Annotated in this window: 19 protein-coding genes and 1 pseudogene; 9 read left to right on the plus strand and 11 right to left on the minus strand. The window is 62.7% G+C overall.

Annotated features, from left to right (window positions below):
• Positions 1–5 precede the first annotated feature (5 nt).
• Entirely contained in the window at positions 6–860 is an 855-nt protein-coding gene (locus tag M1P90_RS37685) for a DUF305 domain-containing protein (RefSeq protein ID WP_483705195.1), read from the plus strand.
• Positions 861–948: 88 nt separating this feature from the next.
• Here M1P90_RS37685 and M1P90_RS37690 read toward each other — a convergent pair whose 3' ends face one another.
• Positions 949–1,821, minus strand: a complete 873-nt coding sequence (locus M1P90_RS37690; protein WP_483705197.1) for a class I SAM-dependent methyltransferase — start codon at positions 1,819–1,821, stop codon at positions 949–951.
• Between the two features lie 4 nt (positions 1,822–1,825).
• On the minus strand, positions 1,826–2,464 hold the full coding sequence (locus M1P90_RS37695; protein WP_483705199.1) for a C39 family peptidase: 639 nt from the start codon (positions 2,462–2,464) through the stop codon (positions 1,826–1,828).
• A 569-nt stretch (positions 2,465–3,033) separates the two neighbouring features.
• On the opposite strand from M1P90_RS37695, the gene M1P90_RS37700 reads away from it, so the two are divergent.
• From M1P90_RS37700 to M1P90_RS37730, 7 genes are all read left to right on the plus strand, one after another.
• Positions 3,034–3,387, plus strand: a complete 354-nt coding sequence (locus M1P90_RS37700) for a helix-turn-helix domain-containing protein (RefSeq protein ID WP_483705201.1) — start codon at positions 3,034–3,036, stop codon at positions 3,385–3,387.
• Complete coding sequence (locus tag M1P90_RS37705; RefSeq protein WP_483705203.1) at positions 3,339–3,983, plus strand: IS630 family transposase; 645 nt, start codon at positions 3,339–3,341, stop codon at positions 3,981–3,983. The genes M1P90_RS37700 and M1P90_RS37705 overlap by 49 nt, the downstream gene beginning before the upstream one ends.
• 306 nt (positions 3,984–4,289) lie before the next feature.
• The gene (locus M1P90_RS37710; protein ID WP_483705205.1) at positions 4,290–6,125 is read left to right on the plus strand and encodes a DUF4396 domain-containing protein; all 1,836 of its coding nucleotides are present in this window, start codon (positions 4,290–4,292) and stop codon (positions 6,123–6,125) included.
• Positions 6,126–6,132: 7 nt separating this feature from the next.
• On the plus strand, positions 6,133–7,344 hold the full coding sequence (locus tag M1P90_RS37715; RefSeq protein WP_483705207.1) for a hypothetical protein: 1,212 nt from the start codon (positions 6,133–6,135) through the stop codon (positions 7,342–7,344).
• Positions 7,345–7,346: 2 nt separating this feature from the next.
• Positions 7,347–8,051 carry a hypothetical protein gene (locus M1P90_RS37720; protein ID WP_483705209.1) on the plus strand — a complete coding sequence of 235 codons (705 nt, stop codon included), beginning with the start codon at positions 7,347–7,349 and terminating at the stop codon, positions 8,049–8,051.
• Positions 8,052–8,109: 58 nt separating this feature from the next.
• Complete coding sequence (locus M1P90_RS37725; RefSeq protein WP_483705211.1) at positions 8,110–8,637, plus strand: DUF2231 domain-containing protein; 528 nt, start codon at positions 8,110–8,112, stop codon at positions 8,635–8,637.
• A gap of 220 nt (positions 8,638–8,857) precedes the next feature.
• The gene (locus M1P90_RS37730; RefSeq protein WP_483705213.1) at positions 8,858–10,060 is read left to right on the plus strand and encodes an FAD-dependent monooxygenase; all 1,203 of its coding nucleotides are present in this window, start codon (positions 8,858–8,860) and stop codon (positions 10,058–10,060) included.
• 292 nt (positions 10,061–10,352) lie between these two features.
• On the opposite strand, the gene M1P90_RS37735 is transcribed toward M1P90_RS37730, so the two are convergent.
• The 7 genes and pseudogenes from M1P90_RS37735 to M1P90_RS37765 all read right to left on the minus strand — a co-directional run bounded on the left by M1P90_RS37735 (position 10,353) and on the right by M1P90_RS37765 (position 19,847).
• Positions 10,353–11,471 carry a hypothetical protein gene (locus M1P90_RS37735; RefSeq protein ID WP_483705215.1) on the minus strand — a complete coding sequence of 373 codons (1,119 nt, stop codon included), beginning with the start codon at positions 11,469–11,471 and terminating at the stop codon, positions 10,353–10,355.
• 162 nt (positions 11,472–11,633) lie between these two features.
• A pseudogene (locus tag M1P90_RS37740) lies at positions 11,634–13,738 on the minus strand (multicopper oxidase domain-containing protein).
• A 601-nt stretch (positions 13,739–14,339) separates the two neighbouring features.
• Positions 14,340–15,026, minus strand: a complete 687-nt coding sequence (locus M1P90_RS37745; protein ID WP_483705217.1) for a YHS domain-containing protein — start codon at positions 15,024–15,026, stop codon at positions 14,340–14,342.
• Between the two features lie 180 nt (positions 15,027–15,206).
• A complete protein-coding gene (locus M1P90_RS37750) occupies positions 15,207–17,786 on the minus strand; it encodes a heavy metal translocating P-type ATPase (protein ID WP_483705219.1) in 2,580 nt (859 codons plus the stop codon).
• Between the two features lie 227 nt (positions 17,787–18,013).
• Positions 18,014–18,229, minus strand: coding sequence for a heavy-metal-associated domain-containing protein (locus tag M1P90_RS37755; RefSeq protein WP_483705221.1), 216 nt, complete (start codon positions 18,227–18,229; stop codon positions 18,014–18,016).
• A gap of 51 nt (positions 18,230–18,280) precedes the next feature.
• Complete coding sequence (locus M1P90_RS37760; protein WP_483705223.1) at positions 18,281–18,556, minus strand: metal-sensitive transcriptional regulator; 276 nt, start codon at positions 18,554–18,556, stop codon at positions 18,281–18,283.
• 94 nt (positions 18,557–18,650) lie between these two features.
• Positions 18,651–19,847: an FAD-dependent oxidoreductase gene (locus M1P90_RS37765; RefSeq protein ID WP_483705225.1), complete on the minus strand. Its 1,197-nt coding sequence runs from the start codon at positions 19,845–19,847 to the stop codon at positions 18,651–18,653.
• Positions 19,848–20,103: 256 nt separating this feature from the next.
• Here M1P90_RS37765 and M1P90_RS37770 point away from each other — a divergent pair, with 256 nt between their 5' ends.
• Positions 20,104–20,544, plus strand: coding sequence for a Fur family transcriptional regulator (locus M1P90_RS37770; protein ID WP_483705227.1), 441 nt, complete (start codon positions 20,104–20,106; stop codon positions 20,542–20,544).
• A gap of 131 nt (positions 20,545–20,675) precedes the next feature.
• On the opposite strand, the gene M1P90_RS37775 is transcribed toward M1P90_RS37770, so the two are convergent.
• Complete coding sequence (locus M1P90_RS37775; RefSeq protein ID WP_483705229.1) at positions 20,676–21,560, minus strand: hypothetical protein; 885 nt, start codon at positions 21,558–21,560, stop codon at positions 20,676–20,678.
• A 189-nt stretch (positions 21,561–21,749) separates the two neighbouring features.
• Entirely contained in the window at positions 21,750–22,625 is an 876-nt protein-coding gene (locus M1P90_RS37780; RefSeq protein ID WP_483705231.1) for an undecaprenyl-diphosphate phosphatase, read from the minus strand.
• Positions 22,626–22,628: the final 3 nt, after the last annotated feature.

Genomic DNA, 22,628 nt, shown 5'->3' on the forward strand with positions numbered 1-22,628 from the left:
AAGCCTTGAAGCGGTTACTCAGCAAGGTGATGATGGCGGTCATCCTGACAATCGTGGTGCTTGTGCATCCAGCCTTGAGCACCAACGTGGCAGCACAGCACGGCCCCGACTTCCAGAAGATGCAGGCGGCGATGGATGAGCTGGCCCAAAAGAGCGGCCAGGATTTCGAGATCGCGTACATCAACAGCATCATCCCGCACCACCAGGACGCGATCGCGATGGCGCGCATGGTCCAGAACGACGCACCGCATAAAGAAGTGCGGGATGCAGCCACAACGATCATCAACGCACAGCAAAAAGAGATCGAGGATCTCACCAGCTGGATGAGCGATTGGTATGGGCAACAACCCAACCCGGACCCGCGGATGAAGATGTCGCAGTCCATGATGGATATGCTGATGCAGGCTGACCCCGCCATGCGCGAGAAACTCTTCCTGGCGATGATGCGTGAGCATCACGAGACGGCCATTAAAATTGGACAGCTCGTGCTGCAAAAAGCAACGCACAATGAGCTAAAGGATCAGGCACAGGAGATGATCAGAAGCCAGCAGGAGGAGCAGGCCATGTTCGGCGGCTGGCTGCAAGGTGTGTTTAGCATTAATCCGCCGGTGCCAACTGGCGATATGCAGCACGGTATGGATGCGGTCATGAGTATGGGTGCGCCAGCTATGGCTCCAACAACAGCGCCGGCAGGTGGAGCGCCAGCGGCGCCCGGCACATCAACCGCGCCGCGCGCGTTGCCGAACACGGGCGACGAAGGCAACCAGTACCGGTGGGCTGTGCTGGCCGTGATCACGGGCGTCCTGCTGGTCAGCGGGTATATCCTCCGCCGCAGGGCGTCTCAGCGAGCGCGTGGATAGCCCACCACACAGGCGAGGCGCAGCCTCCATGCGCCTCGCCTGACTCTATCTCCATCCACGGCGTGGTTCACGGCCGCAGACGGGTGTATCAATCTCGAACGGGTTTGTAGCCCATGCCAAAGAGCGCCGCGGTTGTGATTCCTAACAGACCGTACTGATCGCGTTTGACTTGCGCCTTGCGCAGATAATCGCGCTTGAAGACCACCACGCTGGCGGGGTTGAGAGCGGATTGCGCCATGCGATAGGCGCTTGTGCGCACGCTTTCCCACTCAAAGGCTTCCTCAGCGCTCTCGAACGGCGCCGTGTAGGCATACGACCAGAGGCAAATCTCACCGAATCCCGCCTGTTCAAGCTCATTTCTCAGGGCAACGTGCGGATCATCCCGGACTACTGGGGCATTTCCAGCTGGTTGTGCGATCAGGTGCGGAAAATGCTCGGAAAGACACAACCAGAATAATCCATCAATGACTCCACCCGCAGCTATCTCAGCCTGAAGCGGCGCCTGAGCGAGTGGCCAGGCTGCCGCCCCACCGCCACCATTGCAGATCGCGAAGGTGCCGCCCGGCTTGAGCACCCGGAACATTTCTGCCAGGCAGCGCTCCCGATCGGGCAAGTGTGGAAACTGGGCGACAACGACATCGAACGAATCGTTCGCAAATCCGAGTCGCAGCGCATCCATGAGACTGAACTCGTTCCAGTGATACCCCTGCTGGCGCGACCGAGACGTTGCGACACGAATCTGGCCTGGTGAAAGATCGATGCCAATCGCCCGGCCGCTTGCCCCAACCACGGCCGCCGCCGCGCGCGTGAGCATGCCCGAACCACAGGCGACATCCAGCACCCATTGCCCGATGCTCAACCCGGTCATTTCCAGAAGACAGGCGGTGATTGGAAAAACGGCCCGCTCCGAATAGCGAGCGAACACTTCGGCAACGTCGTCATACTGATCGGGATCGCGCATGGCACTACTGTGGGGGCGCTACGGCAAGACCGTCGAATTCCTGTGCGCCCCAGGCGGCCAGGAATGTGGGCCACTCGACCTCGTACTCATAGGGCCGCTGCCAGTTGCTGCTGGTCGGGCCCAGCACGTCGCGGATGACCACGCTTTGATTGTTGAAGCCCATCACGACAACGGCGTGATCATTTCCCAGCACGGTCTGACGGGTGCGCCCGTCCGGCATGACCCAGGTCGCCGGACGCCAGGGCTTGAAGTCGACCGTGGTCTTGATCCAGACGAGCTGACCCGCGCGCAGCGCCGCCTCGACGCCAGCGCGGTCGTTGACCGATGTTACTGTCAGGTCGTACTGCTCGAACGCCTTGCGGATGGCGCTGCCTGTGCCGCGCGCCAGGAAGTTCTCTTTGATGTTACCCGAGAAGTGCCGGGTAATGTCGCCGCCGTAGATGAAAAAGCCATCTCTGGTCTCTTCGATGTACGGCTCGATGCTCGTGTCCACGCCGACGACCGCGATCATATCATCGACGTTCACATCGAAGCCATAGCTCTGCAAGATCACCCAGGCGGCGTCGAACTCGCACGAATACTTGTAGGCTTGCTGCTCCTTGCTCGCTGCAGGTATGTAAGCGTCGTAGGTGCGGCCATTCACAACGACTGGACCTGGCGTCGGTGTTGGCAGGGCTGTAGGGCTTGGCGTCCGAGTCGGTACAGCGGTAGCCGTCTGTCCAGATCGTGCCGTGGCGCGGGCGGGGGCAGCGGCAGCACGCGCTACGGCAGTCGGATGTGCCGTCGCGGTCGCAGCAAGTTGCGGCAAGGTTACCGCCAATGGCGTGATCCGCGGCGGTGGCTCCGGGCGGACGATCGCTCGCACTTGACTCCGCACACCAGGGATGAACAGGCTTGCGCCCGCGATCACAAGCGCGATCAGGGCAGCAATCACCAATCGAGGCATTCGGCGCTCCTCCTCCTCGAGCTGAATCCATGCGACGATGTTGGCACGCCGGGCAAGCGTGGCGCATGATACCACGTTCTCCATGGCAGCCACTGTACAGACTTGGCGGGACGAGAAGCGTCAAACAATAGCATGCAGCCAGTATCGTTGTGCAGAGCGCATATGCTCACACCTCGTGGGACGATCGGCGAGGTTCGCAACCTCGCGCAGGTCGACCCACACTATAGCGGTTTGCAAACGGATTGAGCATATGTCATACTGCGCGCATGAAAGCCTATTCTCTCGATTTACGCCAACGCGTGGTTGCGGCAGTGACGGAAGGGCTGTCGCGAGCCGACGTGCTGCGCATCTTCCAGATTTCGCAATCCACCTTGACGCGCTACCTCAAACAGCAGCGTACCTCAGACAGTTTGGCCGCGCGTCCACACGCTGGTGGCCCGCAGCCTGCCATTCCCAGCACACAGCATCCAGCCCTGGCAGATCTTGTTGCTGCCGGCCCCGATGCCACACTCGCCCACCTGTGCGACGCGTGGGCCGAGCAAACCGGTGTGCGCGTCAGCCAAGCGACCATGTGCCGCACGCTTGCCACCATCGGCTTGCCACGAAAAAAAAGAGCCTGAGTGCGCTTGAGCGTGACGAAGGTCTGCGCTGTACCTATCGCCTGCGCATACTACAACACGCTGCTGAAGCATTCGTTGTCGTTGACGAAACGGGCTATAACCTTGATATGACGCCACGCTATGGACGTGCCCCTGCCGGCGTGCGTGTGTCGGAGCAAACACCACGGAATACACCACCCAATACGACCTTGATCGCCGCCCTGTCGACTGCGGGCATGCAAGCGCCAATGCTCTTCGAGGGCGGTGCCGACCATTTGACGATTGAAGCATATGTCGAACACGTTCTTGCCCCAACGCTGCAACAGGGCCAAATCGTGGTGTTTGACAATCTCAGTGCCCACAAACGTGCGCGATTGGAGCCGTTGCTTGCGCACAAGCAGTGTGACGTCTGGTTTTTGCCGGCCTATTCACCTGACCTCACACCGATTGAACTGGCATTCGCCAAGATCAAACAGGCGGTACGGCGTGCAGCGGCTCGTACCAAAGAAGCGCTTGAAGCGGCGATTGCGGAAGCACTTGCCACGATCACATCGGCTGACGCCCGTGCATTCTTCGACCATTGTGGCTATCTCGTTTCATCGCCCATGCTCAAGTGATCTGCAAACCGCTATAGTGCCCCTCTACGGCGCGATCGTAGCAAAAGCCACACAATCGGATGAAATCACACAGTGGGCACGATCATCTATCAAAAACCCTCGATACCATACAGATGTGTAGAGAATCGGCAGAATGAACACCAGGACGCTGCAAGACCTACAAGTTGGGCACATACCTTTGAGGCCGGGAGAAGCCACACTGTTCGCTAGACTGCTCACACAGGCGTTGGCCCAGATCTTGACGCACGCTTACAGAGCGGGGCTTCCTGTAAGGTTCTGCTTTGAGAACGTGTGAAAGGAAACGCCATGCGCCGAGCAGTGATTGGCACAGCGCTCGTGCTTGGATTGGTGATTCTGCTCGTGCCGCTCTACATCCTGTGGCTCGTTTGGAGCGGTTCGGGCGGCTCGCCACCGGATGGGCTGCTGACGCTCAATATGAAGGATAGCACCCGGCTCGCCGAGCGTACTCCCGCGGCGATCGCCGCAGCGACATCCCGCGCGCTCTTCCCGGACGGCACAGATGGCGCGCCGAATGGCGTTGTGCTTGCCTCTGCCGATACGTGGCAGGCCGCTGTTGTCGCCGCGCCGCTCCTTCGCTGGGTGAATGGCCCACTGCTGCTGCCCGACGGAACGACTGATGTGGGTGCCGAAGTCGCGCGCTTGCGCCCGCGCGGCGTTGCCGCGCTGGGCGGCGCGACGACCATTCAGATAGGAAGCAATCAACCGGCCAGCGCTGGCACGAGCACGCAGATCCCGGGCAACAATCCAGCCGAGCTGGCCGCCAGCGTGGACGATATCGTCGCGCGGATCGCCGGGGCGGCACAGCCAAACATCTGGCTCGTGCCGGAAGATCCCAGCTACGCCGTGCCGGCCGCCTACTGGGCGGCTCAGTCGGGCGACAGTGTGCTCTTCGGCGGCAGCCCGCTGCCGGATGCGACACGTCGAGCGCTGGAGCGCCGCGGCGGACAGGCGCGGATCTATCTCGTCGGTGCGAACGCCACAAATGAGGATTTGAGCCGCTATGGCACTGTGCAGCGCGTCGTCGCCTGGGATGGAATCTCAGCGGCGGTCGCTATGGCCGAGTATCGCGACGAAGCCGCCGACGCTGGCTGGGGCCTCGACGCCAGCCGCCCGATCGCAACCCACAACTTCGTGCTCGCCAATCGCGACGATCCGCTGGCGGCGGTTGCCGGCCTCTCACTTGCCCGCTTCGGGAAGTTTGGCCCACTGCTGTGGGTCGAGCGCGACCGCATCCCGCCCGCGACCGAGCAGTACCTCTGGAAGATGCGCCCGGAGTTTTTCGTGACCCCCGCCGAAGGCCCCTTCAACCATTTGTGGATCCTCGGCGATGTCGAGCGCATCAGTATCACCACCCAGGGGTGGGCCGACAACTCGCAGGAGATCGGCGCGTACCGCTTCCAGGAGGATGGGCTATCCGGATTGGAAATGCTCCTGGTTGTCTGGGTCGCTGCCGGGTTCGCATGTGGCTTGTGGATCTTCCTGCACAGCTTACGGCGCATCCCGCAGATGAGTGCGATGATGCGGGCCACCTGGACGCTGCTCGGCCTGGTGCTGGGGCCGCTCGCCGTGTGGCTCTATCGCCGCAGCTACCACAAGGTTCCCTGGATGCGGCACGGCCAGATGGCGATGTGGCAGCGGCAGGGGTTTGGCCCGGCGCTGGCCGCGTCGGCGATGAATCGCGGCTTCGATGGACCGCTCATGCTGGTCATCTCCTGGATCGTGACGGCGCTCGGGCTGCCGCTACTCATCTTCCGCGGGCCAGTCTTCTGGCTGGGCAACTCGATGATGCTCTCGATCTTCATCGCCTACTTCGGCGCACTGCTGTTGCACTGGCTCCTCATGCACGCGGCGATGTTCATGGAGCACGAACAACTCTCCTACGGCCAGGCGGTGCGACGCGCCTTCCAGCCGGCGTTCCTCTCGATGACCGCGATGGCCATTGGGATGATGGGCTTCATGTGGTGGATTCAGATGATGGAGTTGATGATGGAAGAGATGCCCACCGACGATGAAATCATGTGGTGGGGCACCGTCGTCGTGTCCATCCTGGCCGGCTGGCTCATCGCGCTGCCGATCGACGCCTGGCTGGTCCGTCGGAAGTTACAGCCCGGCACGATGTGAGAGGTGCATGATGCGAAAAATAGTGTTGCTGACGTGGTTGCCACTTGCGCTACTGGTCGCTGGCGGACTCTGGTGGAGCGCTGCCGCGTCCAGCCGTGCCCAGGCGCCGCTCGTGCCGCTGCCAGACAATGCGCTCTCAACCGGCTTCACGACCCGCTATGCCGGGCGGAATGTCTACGAAACCGCCGTAACACTGGCGCAAACGACCTTCCCGGCGACGAGCGAGCTGAACCAGCCGCAGACGATCATCCTGGCGCGGCCGGATCAAAAAGCCGAGCTGATGGCGACGGTCTCGATCATCCATCATCCGATCGACGCGCCGATCCTGTTCGTCGAGCGCGACCGCATCCCGCCGGAGACGCGGGCGGCGCTAGAGCGTTTCGAGCCGGAAGGACAGGCCTTCGATGGCAACGTCAAAGCGATCGTGGTCGGCGACATCGCCGAGGGCGTGGTGCGCGAGGTTGAGGGCATGGGCCTGAAGGTGCGGCGCATTCAGGGCGCGCCGGGCGATCCGGTCAGTCTGGCGGCGGCGGTGGACGACTACCGCGCCGCTATCCACGCCGATCACCCCGATACGGTGGTCGTAGCCTCACTCGATCAGCCGGACTTCGCCATCCCGGCGCTATCGTTCGTCGCGCATATGCCCAGTGGCTTCGTGTTCGTTAATCGTGACAGCATTCCCGAGGCGACCCGCGGCGTGCTCAGTCGCCGCTACGGGCCGACTTTTATGTATCTGATGGGGCCGGAGTCGGCGATCTCGGAGGGGGTCGCCCGCGAGCTGGCCCGCTACGGCCACGTCCAGCGGCTCTCCGCGCCGGACCCCTACGCGCTGTCGGCCTACTTTGCCGGCTACCGCGACAGCGGCCAGGACTTCGGCTTCTGGATCGGGCGCAGTCCACGCGACTTCGGCTGGGGCATCGCCGAGGGAGGGCACAACTTCACCTTCGTCAACCCGGATGCCTGGGCCGAAGGGATCGCGGCTGCGCTGCTCTCGCACCGCGGCAAGCACGGGCCGATCTTACTTGTTCAACAGGATGCCGTGCCCGAGCCAGTGCGGCGCTACCTGGATGAGACGGTGCGCCCGCGCCCCGCGGCGGCGCGCGACCAGCTCTTCAACCACGGCTCGATTGTCGGCAACACGACGGCGATCAGCGCCCGGCTGCAGGGCGAAATCGATGGGCTGCTGCGGCCCAAGGCAGCGCAAACGGAAGGAACCTGACCATGACCGAACGCGAAAAAATGCACCATGCCGATCATCACCACGATGCCGCCCACGAGCAAAGGAACACCCAGGCACAGCATAATGACCACAGCGCGAACGGCGGCGCAGCGCACCAGCGTCAGGAGCATGGAACGCGCGGTGAGGCCACGGCGACCCAGGAGATCGTTGCGCATTTCCCGACGGCTGCGCAGGCCCGGCAGGCGGCGCAGGCTGTCGATGACCAGGTGGTGTCGACGCACATCGAGGAAGTGTCGCATAATCAGGTCCACCAGGAGGCCATAAGCGCACAAATGGGCGTCACAACAGTCGAGATCGGCTTGGAGACATGGGTGGGCCTCGCGCTTGGCGCGCTCGCCGGTGTCGTGGTAGGCATCCTGATTTACTCCGGCCGTATCGCCCTGCCGGCCGTTGCGCCGGCGCTCGCCTCCGGCGCGGTGGCGTCGGTGGTCTTCAGCGCCAGCCTCTTGGCGATCGCCGGCGCACTCATCGGCGCGTTGTTGCACCTGTTCCGCGCCCCTGCCCCCGCGCCTGGGCATGAGCTTCATGCTGTTGTGTCCGAAGACGCCCGGCCCGATGTTGAACAGATGCTGGTCAATGTCGGCGCGCTGGATGTGCTGGTGCTCGGTGATGGAGCAGCGAAAGGTGGCAATGGTCGCCATCAGCAGGCCAGCGCGATGACGGAAAAGGGCGGCGGGCACCATTGATGGCGCCTTCAGTGATTGGTTTTCTCACAATTGTCGTATCAGGAAGGAGCACATCTTCATGGCAGGCGACCATACCACGGGTGTCCCAAGCAGGGCCGCCATCGCTGGTCATCCGATCCACCCGGCGCTCATCCCATTCCCGATTGCGTTCCTGATCGGAGCACTCGCGACCGACCTCGGCTACTGGTGGACTGCCGATCCGTTCTGGGCACGCGTCTCGCTCTGGCTGGTCGGCGCCGGCCTGGTGACGGGCGCGCTGGCCGCCGTCTTCGGCCTGATCGACTTTGTGACCATCGGCCGGGCGCGCGAGCACACCGCCGGCTGGATCCACGCGCTCGGCAACGGCGCGGCCCTCGCGCTGGCGCTTGTGAGCCTGCTGCTGCGGCTGGGCGACGAGGCGGCGGCGGTCCTGCCGTGGGGTCTCATACTCTCAGCCCTCACAACCGTCACCCTCGCCGTGACAGGCTATACCGGCGGCGAGCTGGCGTACCGCCATATGATTGGCGTGACCGGGCACGGTGGCGAGGAAAGCGACACAGACCATGCCCATCAGCCAGCAGGCCACAAGCATCACCATGCCGCATGATCACAATTTAAAGAACCGCCTCCGATGAACAACGCCACGATGGTATGATGATGCGTTCGGACGCGATCACGAATGTCTCAATCGAGTTGCACCGAAGCGGTAGAAACACCTCAGACGGTCGCTGCTCCCCGGCGCGCATGCCCTGCTGGGCGAAGCCTGCCCAACCGCGGATAACCCCGCCGGGCATGCATTGGTGCGAGCAGGCTCTGGGAGACAACACATGAACCGGAAAGTCATCATTGTCGGCGGCGGTATCGGCGGGCTCGCGACTGCTCGCGGATTGCTGCACATGGGCTGGGACGTCACACTCTACGAGCAGGCGCAGGCATTCGGCCCGGTTGGGGCAGGCATCACGCTGGCACCAAATGCCGTGCGGGCGCTGGACTGGCTGGGCCTCGGAGCGGAGTTGCGCTCGCGAGGCATGGCCCACGGCGCGGCTGGCATCCGCCACACCTCGGGGCGCTGGCTCATGCGCACTCGCGTCGAAGCACTCGAGGCGCGCTTCGGTGTCCCTTCCTTCGCGCTTCATCGAGCCGATCTGCACGAGATGCTCGTCGCGGGCGCCGCTGGCGCGACGATACGAACCGGGCACTTCGTGACCGGTGTCAGGAACACCGCTGAACCCGTCGTGACGTATGATGGACGGGACGGCCCCGGCGAAGACGCCGCCGACCTGGTCGTTGGCGCAGATGGCATCGACAGCCGCGTCCGGACCGCGCTCTTCCCCCGCCACCCCGGGCCAGCCTACGCTGGCTACATCACCTGGCGCGGACTGGTGCCTGCCGACGCAGCCCCAACGGCGAGCCGCACGGTTGGGGTAACCGAGACGTGGGGCCGCGGCCAGCGCTTCGGGATCGTGCCACTTGCCGACGGGCAGGTCTACTGGTTCGCAACCGCGTCGTTGCCCGCGCGATCCCACACACAAGATAGCATCCGCGACCTCGCCGCCCGGTACCGCGACTGGCACGACCCGATCCCGGCACTGCTCGAGGCAACACCCACACAGGCCCTGCTGCGGCACGACATCTACCACCTCGCGACTCCTCTGCCGCAGTATCACGCCGGCTGCATTGTGCTGCTGGGCGACGCAGCCCACGCGCTCACCCCGGATATTGGGCAGGGAGGATGCCTGGCGCTTGAAGACGCTGTGACCCTCATCAATCTGCTGCCAGGCGACGTCAACATCCCGGAGGCGTTGGCAGCCTACGAGCGCGCGCGTAAAGCGCGGGCCCAACGCCTGGTCCGCATCTCCGCAGGCTGGGGACGGATTGCCGAGTGGCGGAACCCGATCGCCGTCAGGCTGCGCAACGCGCTCGCACGCCTCATCCCTGCCAGTGCCTTGTTGCGCATGAGCGACGAGACGCTCGGCTGGAGGCCGCCCCCGGCGCGTCTGACTCTGCAGGCTGAAGCCACGGCCAGCTGATAATCGCCGGAATGCCCGCGCCCCATACGCGATCTCGTCCCGGCCACCCAAGACGGCGGTCGCAGACGTCACTGCCCTGGCATGCTCAAGGGCAGAGGGCAGCAGCTCCTCTAACGCCCAGACCGCACCGCGCCGTGCCAGGGCCACTGGCCGGCGCGGTAGCGCTCGCTTCAGTGAACTAAGATTGCGCTTGCGTGTGGGTCTGGAGAGAACCGCGGGCAAGCACCTGGCTCGCCCAGCGCTTCATTGACACAGACGTTGGCCCGACCCCTGCAAGGCACACCAGGCGTGCTCACGCTTCGCGCTGCATGGTGTGGCCCCGCGCCGGCTCTGGAAGCGCAGGCGGCAGGATGAGATAACTCATCAGCCAGCCCGTCACACCCGCTAAGGCGATCCCGCCCGCCCAGAGATGAATCGGCCACCAGATCCCCCCCACCATCTGCAACGCCAGGAAGTAGAGGCTGTAGAACACGAGCGGCACAAGCGCACTCCACAGCCGCAGCTGTTGCGGCTGCTGCACATCGGGCTGGAGCCAGCGATACAAGATGTCGGCGACAATTCCGGCGAGACCGGCGACTAGGCCAGCCCAGGGGGTGGCATGGAAGATCCCCAGGCCCACACCATTGAGCGCGAAGACAAACGTCAGCCAACCGAGCGGAAGCTGCGCACCCCACCGGCGGATCATCATCAGCAGCAAGGCCATCAGTACGCCAGTCTGGAGCAGGATACTGCTCATGCCCAACGTCTGGGCCAGCTCCTGGCTGCCGACGCCGCCCGCCTGCAAGGCGGGGAGCCCGAGGGTGCTGGCATCCAGGGCCAGCGGGCGCAAGCGGAGGTAGGCCCAGGGATGGACCAGGGGGTGGGCCTCACTGGTGAAGAAGCTGAAGATCGCCAGCAGTAGGGTGAGCGAGAGGATGGCGCGCCAGAGAGTCATCGAATTGGCCTGGCGCTGATACCAGGCTGCTCGCAGCGGACCGCTGGCGATCAACGCGCCGGCTGCGGCCAGCACCAGGTGGGGCGGACTATAGAGCGCTTCCAGGTCGGCCTCGATGCCAAAGACCAGGTGCCAGACGAAGTCCGCAATGCCGGTGATCAGAAACAGGCCAACCCCCAGCAGGGAAAGCCGATACCCCGCTGGGAGCGCCTGGCGCCATGGCGCACCATGGCGCCAGGCCAGGAAGCCACTGCCCCCGAGCACGAGCGCTGCGCCCAGCACCCCGCTGTAGATCATGGCATGCCAGGGTGTAAAGAAGGTCTCTGGGAGTTCATAAATATGGGCCCAGCCGTCCAGGTAGAGGCCCACGACAAACCAGGTCGCGAAGAGAGCCACGCCCCACTCGAACCAGGGATGCGCGGCAGCGCGCTGCCGTTGGGCGCGGGAGGCAGTTGAGGATGTGAGACTGGTCTTCAATTGCTATCGCTCCTTTCCTTGCGCAACAGGTCTGATCAGGGATGTGTCAGAGACGCGTTCGGCGGTTAGGATGCGATCGCCTAACCTTATGTGCTTGATATAGCCGTCACGACACAGGATGACATGACCCTCGCGCGACGCGGCGGATGCCGACCATCCGTGCTAAGGGGTCACATTGATGATCACGGTCAGGCCACCAGCGCCCTGCTCCTCGACGTTATCGTTGGTCGTATGGTGTGGGATGTGGCAATGCAGCAGCCACCTGCCCGGCTCGCGCGCCGTCCAGATCACGTCGTAGCGCTCGCCAGGACCGACGTTGACCGTGTCCTTCGCGATCTGAGCTGCCTGCGGCACCGGGTTGCCATCCGTCCCTACGATCGTGAACGGCCCGCCATGCACATGCATTGGATGCACGAAGTTGTTGTTCGAGCCGATGAAGCGCAACAGCACCTTCTGGCCGACCTTCATCTGGATGGTATCAGTCGCCGGGTATGCCTTGCCATTGATCGTGAAGAAGTTCGGCAGCGCCCCCTCCATCAGCATCGCCGGGTAGGTGTAGCCCTCCTTTTCCAGCCACTCCTGTAGCTGGATGGTGTATTCCAGATCGTAGGCCGGCTGGCCAGCCGCATCCTTGGGATCGATGATCAGCGCACCATACATCCCCAGCGCCTGTTGCCGATCCGGCTCCCTATGGGTGTGGTAGAAAAAAGTGCCAGCCTGCTGGGTGGTGAACTCGTAGGTGTAGGTCTCTCCCGGCTCGATCGGCGCCTGGGTGATCTCGGCGGGGCCGTCCATCACGTTTGGCAGGATCAGGCCGTGCCAGTGGACGCTGGTTTCTTCGGGCAAATTGTTGGTGACGTTGATTCGCACACGATCGCCTTCGGTCACGCGGATGCGCGGCCCCGGCACCTGGCGGTTGAAGGCGTAGGCCATCACCTGCTCGTAGGGCAGGATGTTCCACTTGATCACTGAGACGTCGAGGTCGAACACCTTCACGCCGTTCTCGACCCGCGGCTCGAGCATCTGATCGCCGCGCGCGTCCGCTGGAGCGGTGTAGCTGACGGTGCGTGGGTCGACTGCCGCCATGTCGCGCATGGACTGGCCGGGCGTGTCGTAGGTCATGATCATCCCCGGCGGCATGATCGCGCCACCGACATCACGCGCGCTGAGGCGCAGATTGGCGTAGGAGGCGGAGAAGATCAGCGCGGCGGTGAGCGCCAGCACCGACAGGAAGCTGACCGCTGCGATCTGTGCGCGCGTCGGGCGATAGGCCAGCGGGATTGTTGTGCTCATCCCCATGTGATCCATGCCGCCGTGCCCCGTTACCTCGTGATTGCTCTGGCCATCGCGCGGTTCGGTCTGGCCACCGTCAGCCGGAGCGGTCGCCGGCTGCCTGGCAGCGGGCTCCTCGGCTACGGCGTGGTCGCGGTGCCCTGCGCCATCGCTCGTCGCCGGCGCCTGCCGATCGGCAGGCGCTGGCTGCGTGTGCTGATCATGTGTGCTCTCGTGATCTGCTGCGATCCTATCCTTGTTCTGCGGATCACCTGCGCCCCTCGGCTGCTGGTCGGACATGTGCTCATGATCGTGCTGGTTCATCGTTATGCTCCTCCCATGCTGTGGCCGGCGTGAGGGGTGGCACCGGGCGTGGGGGCCAGGCCGAGTCGGACACGCTCGGCGTCCAGGCTATGTCCGCCCTTCCCCAGCGCGCGAACGGTGCCCATGCCGTGCTTGAGGCCCTTGTTCACCAGCCAGAGATTGACCGGATAGCAGGTCAACAGACCGACGCCAACCGCTGCGGACATCGCGCCCCAGAAGACCAGCTCGCTCGGCTCCATCGCGCGCATGTCGCGGCCCATCATCAACACCACCATGGTCGGGAACATGCCAGCCATCATACAGTTCATCGAGACCCACTCGGGCAGCAGCGAGTGCCTGAGCGCCGCCAGGTACGAGCCACCCATCATATCCTTCATGAACAGCGCCTGGAAGATCAGCAGGCCGAAGGCGAAGCCGGCGACGTACTCGACGATCAGGTCGATCCACATCGGCAGGCCCAGCGCCGCCGTAATCGTCGCGGCGACGATAATCCCGGTCGCATCACCGGCGACGCAGTGAATAGCCGAGCCGAGCCCCTGCTTCCAGAGCGGCTTGATGAATTCCTCGTGCGTGCCTGGCGCCGGCTCCTTACACGACAGGACATAGAGCACGAGGCTGATCGGGCCGAGGTAGAGCGTTACGAGCACCCAGCCCCATTTCATCACCGTCATCTCGGGATTGTTGGTGAAGGCATCCCAGGCCACGTAGACCACTGACCCGGCAGTCAGTGCAAACCAACCGAGCAGGATGACGTCGATCCATGCAAGTGGTCCCAGCAGAGGTAGGGTTATATTTGTCACAGGCACGTCCTTTCGTCGTTCAGCGACAGCTCGCTCTCATGCCGAGAGCGATACACCTCATCCCCGCATATCCTATTCCCACAAGTCTGCATTTGGCGCCATACTGGCACACGTGCCGGAAGCCGCAGGGCCTGGAGGTTGGTGACTGCGGCGGGATCGATGAGATGGAGCGCCTGGCAAGCTATGGCTTGCCTTGAGCGAGGGAGGATGAAGACCGGCGCGACGGGTCACGCGGCTGGGCGCGCTTTCCGGATAAGGAGGGAGTGTTGTGACGGCTGTTGGGCAACGAGGTCTATGGGCAGAAATGGTCGCCGAACCTTTTACATCAGCAGTTTGTGCATCCGCCACAAGCCTGCTCACACTCACGCGGTGTTATGCACGAAGCCCGCCGCTCGTAGCGCTGCCCGCGAGGAGCAGAATCCCGCAACCTCCTCCTCTCGCGGTCTGATGATGGCTGTATAAGATAGCAGAACTACCCGGCTTTCAGATCTATACCGCAGGCCTCGCCCAGGCCAACCTCTTCAAGATACTCCTGCGGGTTGCGCTCGAACGATTTCTTACAGCCAGGCGAGCAGAAGTAAAATGTGCGCCCGCCATATTCCGATGTCCACCGTGCGGTCGCCGGATCGACATCCATCAGGCAGACCGGGTCGAGCCGCTCCAGCCCATCGTCATCCTCCTCCACAGCCGCACCGATCGTTAGCGTGTCGCCGCTTGGGGCTGGCAGGTAGCGGGCATAGACGTGATCTGCCAGATTCTCAGGCGGTGGAAGGGCATGCCCGGCCTCCAGCATCGATTCGATGTAGTCATAGATCAGAGGGACATACTGGTCGCCGTTCAGATCCTTGAACCAGATTGACTGGCCGAAGATCTGCAGCAAGGCATTGTTCCCAACCGCACACGGGCCGAGGCAGCCGGTAAAGCTGAGGTGTACTTTGTTGCGAATCTTGCGCCGCTCCCACTCCTCGCTGTAGAGCGCGGTGTTGACTGGCGCCCGCCCCTTCTCGGTCCAGCCACAGCAGCAGTTGCCGTGCGCCTTCGAACAGACGAGCAGCGTGCCGTGCACCTGAACAATGCGGAAGTCTTCGTCGCGGGCGCGCACCTTGATTGTCTTGATCGGCGTCCTGGCCACGCGCGTCTTTGTATCAGCAGATGTCACACGATCCTCACTTCTAATGGTACCAAACATCAATGCGTCAGCAATCGCTCCAGCGCCGGCGTAGAATCATCCTGATTCACCATGGAGAGAACCTGACAGCAACCGGTGGAGGCTCCGCACGATCGCTGCCTGGTCTCTTGCAGTTAAGGAACATAAGCCATTCAGGAGAACACCATCGTTCTACGCCTCAATCTGCACGCCGCGCAGTCGCAGCGAATTTGTCACCACGAAGACGGACGAGAACGCCATAGCGGCCGCCGCGATGATTGGGCTGAGCTGGAGGCCAAAGAATGGGTAGAGCACGCCAGCGGCGAGAGGGATGCCGATCACGTTGTAGATGAAGGCCCAGAACAGGTTCCACTTGATCGTCGTGAGTGTCCGCTTGCTGAGCGTGATTGCCTGTGGAACGCTGCGCAGGTCGCCGCGCATCAGGGTGACATCGGCGGCCTCCATGGCGACGTCGGTGCCGGTGCCGATGGCAATGCCAACATCGGCCTGGGCCAGCGCTGGGGCGTCGTTGATGCCGTCGCCGACCATCGCCACCACGCGGCCCTCCTGCTGGAGCCGCTTGACCTCGTTGACCTTCTGTTCTGGCAGCACCTCGGCCAGCACCCGGTCGATGCCGACCTGCCGCGCAATCGCCTCGGCCGTGCGCGCATTGTCGCCGGTCAGCATCGCGACCTGGATGCCCAGGCGGTGCAGCTCAGCCACCGCCGCACCTGAGGTCGACTTGACCGTATCGGCCACGGCGATGATGCCCAGCGCTGCGCCGTCTGCGGCCACGATCATTGCCGTCTTGCCCTCACGCTGCAGCCGCTCGATGTCCGCATCGACGCTGCTGAGGTCAATGCTCCACTCGCGCATCAGCACTCTGTTGCCCAGCAGCACCGCGTGGCCGTCCACCACTGCCGTGATGCCCTGCCCAGCAATAGCCTGGAACTGCTCCGGCTTCGCCAGATTGAGGCCACGAGAGTGCGCCGCGCCCACGATCGCCTCGCCCAGCGGGTGCTCGCTCCCGCGCTCGGCACTGGCCGCCAGCCGCAGCAACTGATCAGAATCTGCAGCACCGTGTGCGCCGGTGGCATTGCCATGGTCCGGGCCATCGCCATTCACGCCAGCTGCCACCGGCGCCATCGCCGCATGTGCAACGACGAGATCCGTGACTACCGGCTTGCCCGCAGTGATGGTGCCAGTCTTGTCCAGCACCACCGTCTGGATAGCATTCGCCCGCTCCAGGCTCTCGGCGTTCTTGATCAGAATCCCATGCTCGGCGCCAGTGCCTGTGCCGACCATGATCGCGGTCGGCGTGGCCAGGCCCAGCGCGCACGGGCAGGCGATCACCAGCACCGCCACCGCGAAGATCATGGCCTGCGTGAAGCCGACCCCCCCGAGGACGTACCAGGCTATGAATGTCAGCAGCGCGATGGCGATCACGATCGGCACGAACACCGCCGCGACCTGATCGACCAGGCGCTGCACCGGCGCGCGGCTGCCCTGCGCCTGCTGCACCAGCCGGATGATCTGCGCCAGCGCGGTCTCTTTGCCCACTCGCGTGGCGCGGAACTGGAAGCTGCCACTCTTATTCACAGTCGCACCGATCACCGTGTCGCCCTCACCCTTTTCGACCGGCAGGCTCTCACCAGTGACCATACTCTCGTCGAGGCTTGAGCGGCCGCTGACGATCACACCGTCGACCGGCACCTTCTCACCTGGCCGCACGATCACAATCTCGCCCTTGCGCACCTCCGCGACGGGCACATCCTGCTCGACGCCACCACGCAGCACGCGCGCGGTCTTCGCCTGCAGGCCCATCAACGCCCGAATCGCCGTACTGGTCTGGCTCTTGGCGCGGGCCTCCAGGAACTTGCCAACAAGGATCAGCGTGATGATCAAGGCCGCCGTCTCGAAGTAGACGTGCCCAGACAACCCGAGGAATAACACCGCGACGCTGTAGACATACGCCGCCGACGAGCCGAGAGCGATCAGGGTGTCCATGTTGGCGGTCTTATTCTTGAGCGCTTTCCAGGCATGGACATAGAAGTCCCAGCCGCTGTAGAACTGCACCGGCGTGGCCAGGAGTAGGAACAGCCAGTTCAGCAGGTCGGCGCGGGCCGGGTAGTGCATCAGCATTGGGCCACCTTCGTGGCCCATCAGCGCTTCGTTAGCCGCCCAGAACGGCGTGAGCCACGGTTGGATCAGGCCGAAGTCGCGCGCCATCGAGAGCAGGAAAAGCGGCAGGCCGAGCGCCACGCCGACGAGCAGCTTGCGGCGCTTATCAGCCAGCTCACGCGCCCGCGCGGTCGCTTCGGCATCCTCCATCACCCCCGCATCCGTGGCAGTTGTCTCGATCACACCGTAGCCGGCGCGCTCTACGGCAGCCTTCAGCTCGCCCCAGCCAGTCGCGGACGGTATATAGGTCACTGCGGCCTGCTCACTCGCCAGGTTGACGCTGGCGTCGAGCACGCCCGGCACCCGTCGGAGTGCCTTCTCAACCCGGTTGACGCACGACGCGCAGGTCATGCCGGTGATCGGAATTTCAAGCTGATCGGTGACGATACCGTAGCCGGCGTTTTCAACCGCGGCCTGTAATTGGGCCGGCGCGACCTGGGCCGGGTCGTAGCTGACCGCGGCCTGCTCGGTCGCCAGATTGACGCTGGCATCCTGCACCCCGGGGACCTTTTTCAAGGCCTTCGCGACCCGGTTGACGCAGGAGGCGCAGGTCATGCCGGTGATCGGAAGTTCAATCTGTTGCTCTGCCATAGGACACCTTCGTATCTTTTACCCTTCCCTTGTGAGGGGATGAGCATAATCATATCAGCCCGGTCCGTCAAAGTCGCCAAAATCATCGAGCATGGAAGGCAAGATGTGCGTGAAGGCGAACGCAGGTGTGCCATTTGACACACAGACCAGGTGCTGGTGTATATCGATGGACGACACATGGAGCGTGTACGAGACGGATGTCCGCCGTCCATCGGTTGTGCCTCGCGCTAATTAAGGGGCTCGACCTCGTCGTACCCGGCCTCGTTGATCGCGGCGATAATGGCGTCGGTCGTGACCTGCTCGCCGTGCTCGACCGTGACCGTCTTGGTGTCCAGCGCAACCTGGACGCGCGCCACGCCGGGCAGCGCCGAGACTTCCTGCGTGATGGCGTTGACGCAGTGCTGGCACGATACGTCTGGTACCTGGAAACGTTCGGTTGTCACAGTGATCTCCTTTTGTGCTGATGCCAATTACAATGGATGCATGTGCGGTGTCTATAAATTGCTGGTGGTCTCAAAGACCTGGAGCAATTCTGACACCACGCGCTCGCGCTCCTGCGGATCCTCACCGCGGATGGCCGTCGTCACACAACCGTTGAGATGTCCGGCCAGGATCAGGCTGTTGAACTTGTCCAGCGCGCGCTGGATCGCCTGGGTCTGCTTGATTATGTCAACACAGTAGGCATCATCTTCGACCATCCGCTGGACCCCACGCACATGGCCTTCGATGGTCTTGAGCCGGTTCAACAGCTGGTGTTTGTCAGTGTTCATCTGCGCGTGTCCTTATATCTAGATGTATTATCCCCTCCCAGGGGGGATGGGTATATTGTAGTCATGAGCAGCGCACGTGTCAAGTGCTACTTGCTTATCCGACGCTTTTGAGATATTCGCGGATCATCAGTGCTGCCGTGGCGCCTTCGCCGGCGGCTGAGGCGGCCTGTTTGGTCGCGCCGGCGCGCACATCTCCGGCCGCGAATAAGCCGGGCAACGACGTCATCAGTGTCTTATCGGTGACGACGAAACCACCTTCGTCGATCTCTACCAGACCCTTCACCAGATCGCTCTTCGGCGCCAGACCGATGAAGACGAACACGCCATCGTAGCGCCACTCCTTCACCTCGCCACTGGCGCGATCCTGCACAAGCACGGCTTCGAGCTTATGCTTGCCTTTGAACGCCTTGATCGCATGATTGACCGTTACCGACATATTCGGCATTTCGGTCACTTTGTCCTGGACAATCCGGCTGGCCTTCAGGTGCGGCTGGAACTCTACGATGTCCACCTGGTTCGCGAACTTCGTCAGAAACAATCCTTCTTCGAGCCCGCTGTTGCCCCCACCGACGACGAGCACTTTCTTACCTTTGTAGAATGCACCGTCACAGGTCGCGCAGAAGTGGATGTTGATGCCGATCAGCTCTTCTTCGCCTGGCACACCCAGTGTGCGATAGCGTGCGCCGGTCGCCAGCAGCCCGGCTTTGGTGCCATAGCTCGAGCCATCACCAGTCGTGATGCTCAGGTACGGCCCCTCGCGCCCAATGTTTGTCACGGTCTGCGCCTGCAGGATCTCGACGCCGAAGCGTCGCGCCTGGCGTCCTAGCCGTTCGGCGAACTCCGTGCCGGAGATGCCCTCGTCAAAGCCAGGGAAGTTGTCGAGCGTCTGGGTGATGCCGGCCTGCCCACCGAGCCCGGCCTTCTCGATCACAAGCGTGTCCAACCCTTCGCGGGCCATGTACAAGGCCGCCGTCAGTCCGGCCGGGCCGCCGCCAATCACAATGGCATCGTAGAAGCTGCGCTGCGCCTTTGTCTGCAACCCCAGCTTCGCAGCCAGCTCGGCATTGGACGGCTCGACCAGGATGGAGCCGTCTGGGAAGACGATGGTGGGGATGATGCGTTTGCCGTGGTTGATCTGCTGGACAAATGCCATGGCTGCGGGGTCCTGCTCGATATCAATGTTGACGTAGGGCACGCGCTGCTCGCCGAAGAAGCGCTTGGCGCGCTTGCAGTCCGGGCACCAGACGGTGCTGTACACAACGATCGAGTCAGTTAGCGTGCGGTCGATCATAGTAGCTCCTTAGCTACCCCCTCCCATAGGGGGTGGGATCATTATAATCAGACGCAGTCTCGTTGTCAAGCAAGTCTTGCAACTACTCAAGTGGGTGCAGCCTTGAACGTCTGCTGTTCGGCGTAGAACGAGGGTGCCAGGTGTGGATATCACCTCCTATTGACAGTGAGAGGCGTTCCTTCTACGATATAGCCATCTGTACTCCTGACCCATGTGGAGATAACGCTACAGAAGAGCCAGCTGGAAGGAACATATCATGGAACACCTTGAAGAAGCGACGCTGCTACGCCAGCAGGGGCATCGCCTGACTCCCCAGCGCCTGCAGGTCCTCCAGGTGGTCAAATCAAACGCCCGGCACCTGACCGCTGAAGAAATTCACGCGGCGATTGTGCCGGAGCAGCCCTACATCGACATCGCGACTGTCTACCGGAGCCTGCAGTGGCTTCAGGCGGTCGGGCTGGTCGCGCCGATCAACATCGGTGATGGCCGGCTGCGCTACGAGTACCGCCACCGAGGGGATCATCACCATCACCTGATCTGCCAGGAATGCGAACAGGAGACCGAGATCCCTGATGACGTGTTTGCGATGCTAAAGACCACTATCGAGGAGCGCTACGGCTTCACCATCCAGCTCGAACACCTGGCGATACCCGGCCATTGCGCCGCTTGCCGCGTAGTGATGGTCCAGAGATCATAAGCGACGGTAAACGACGAACGCCACTGTGCGTGCGTTCGTGCATGCACAATGGCGTTGGTCATCTACCAGAGCGGATTGGTGCGGGTTGTATGCGCAACCTCTAGTTTACCTGGGTCGATACGTCGTGGTCGTCAGCGAATTGCACCAAACACGGGATCGAGGAGCGCCTGGAGGTCAGGAAGTTCGGCGCCCTGGCCGGTGAGAAAGAGGAGGCCAACCACCAGGCTAAAGATCCCCGCCAGCACGCCAATCACAACATAGACGTTCCGCTTGGTACTCGAAGACACAAACCCAACCAGCGAGAAGACAGCGATCAGCGAATTCGAGATCACCAGCCCGACGACGAAGGCCAGCAGCATCAGCGAGCCGCTGACGGCTGATGTGGCCCCAGCCGCACCCGCCAGCAAGAGCGCTTGCGAGCCGGTCTCCGCGCCGATGCCGTGGATCATGCCGATGCCAAGGGCAGCTTTGGGGCCATATTGTGCGATCTCCTGGGAGTGATCGTGAACGTGTGGCTGGCCGGCGATCTTACTTTTCAGCATGGCCCAGCCGCGGCCCAGCAGCGCAAACACCACCATCCAGCGGCTCTTCAGTTGAAAGGAGCGCCCATAGCGCCAGAGCGAGTAGAAGATCCAGGCGCCGAGCACCACAAGCGTTACTCCGACGACGCGCTCCATCAGCGGGTCGACCCAGGTCGGGAGAATTGCACCCAGCCAGATCGCCAGCAGCCCCAGGAGGGTCACGACGCTGGCGTGGCCAAGCGCATACAACGTTGCCAGAAAAAGGCCCTGTCGCGACTCGCTCCACTTTGAGCCGAGAGCGCTCACGGGCACTCCGATACTCACATTCGACCCGCCGATGCCAGCGGCCAGCATCCGCCCGTCGGTCTCCGCTTCTGTATTTGCTACCGTCGAACTGGTGATATCGGTGATCGCAGCGATGTGGTCCCAATCGATACCATGACGCAATCCGAGCGCGAAGCCGAGCCCGATCAAGGCTAAAAGACCTGCGAACACGTAAGCCTCCTTTGTGCCTTATTTGCATAGCGACGGGCGCCAGCAGTCACCTGGCGCTATCGGTGTGTGGCCTCCACAGAATAATGCGAAACGCACCTGCGATATGGATGAGCCTAGGTGCATCTTATTGCAGATACGACTCATTGTCAATGCAGCGGCACAGCGCGCTGAGGAGCCAACGATCCCCACTCAGAGCCTTCCCAGAGCCACGAGCGCCAGCACAACCGCCCCCACGACAATACGATAGACGCCGAACGCGACGAAACCATTGTGCGCGACATAGCGGAGCAGCCAGCCGATGCTCATCCAGGCGACGACCAGCGAAACCAGCGCGCCCAGCACCAGCCGACCCAAGTCGCCGGGCACAAGCTGATCGAGGCTACTCACCAGATCAAGCAGGGTCGCGGCGCCGAGCGTGGGGATGGCGAGATAGAATGAGAAGCGCGTCGCGGTCGCGCGATCCAGCCCAGCCAATAATCCTCCGACGATCGACGCGCCGGAGCGCGATATTCCAGGGACGAGCGCGAACACCTGCGCCACACCGATACCAAATGCCTGACGTAACGAGACATGGGTCAGATTGGAAGTCGTGGCCAGGCGACGGGGAAGTAGCTCAATGATGATCAGGATGACCCCGCCAACGATCAGTGCACCGGCAATCACCATGGGCGATCCAAACAGGACCGCTTTAATCCATGTGCGCATTACCATCCCGACCAGCGCAGCCGGGAGGAATGCCACCAGCGCACCAGTCCAGAAGCGTCGCGTCATTGCGTCGTGCGGGAGCGTGCGCGCCTGCGCAAGCAGATCGCGGGCGTAGAAGCCGAGCACAGCGAGGATTGCACCAGACTGAATGAAGATCTCGAAGGTACCACCAGCATCATTCCGAAAGCCCAGCATCTTTGCGACAATCAAGAGATGCGCGGTCGAAGAAATCGGCAAGAACTCGGTCAGTCCCTCGACAATGCCGAGCAGGACGACGTTGAACCAGTCACCCACCGGCGCCTCTTCATAAGAAGCCGGCGAACGAACACGCTGTTCGTTCGCCAGCAGGCGGTTGTGCAACGG

The sequence above is a fragment of the Kouleothrix sp. 19917 genome (assembly GCF_057073505.1).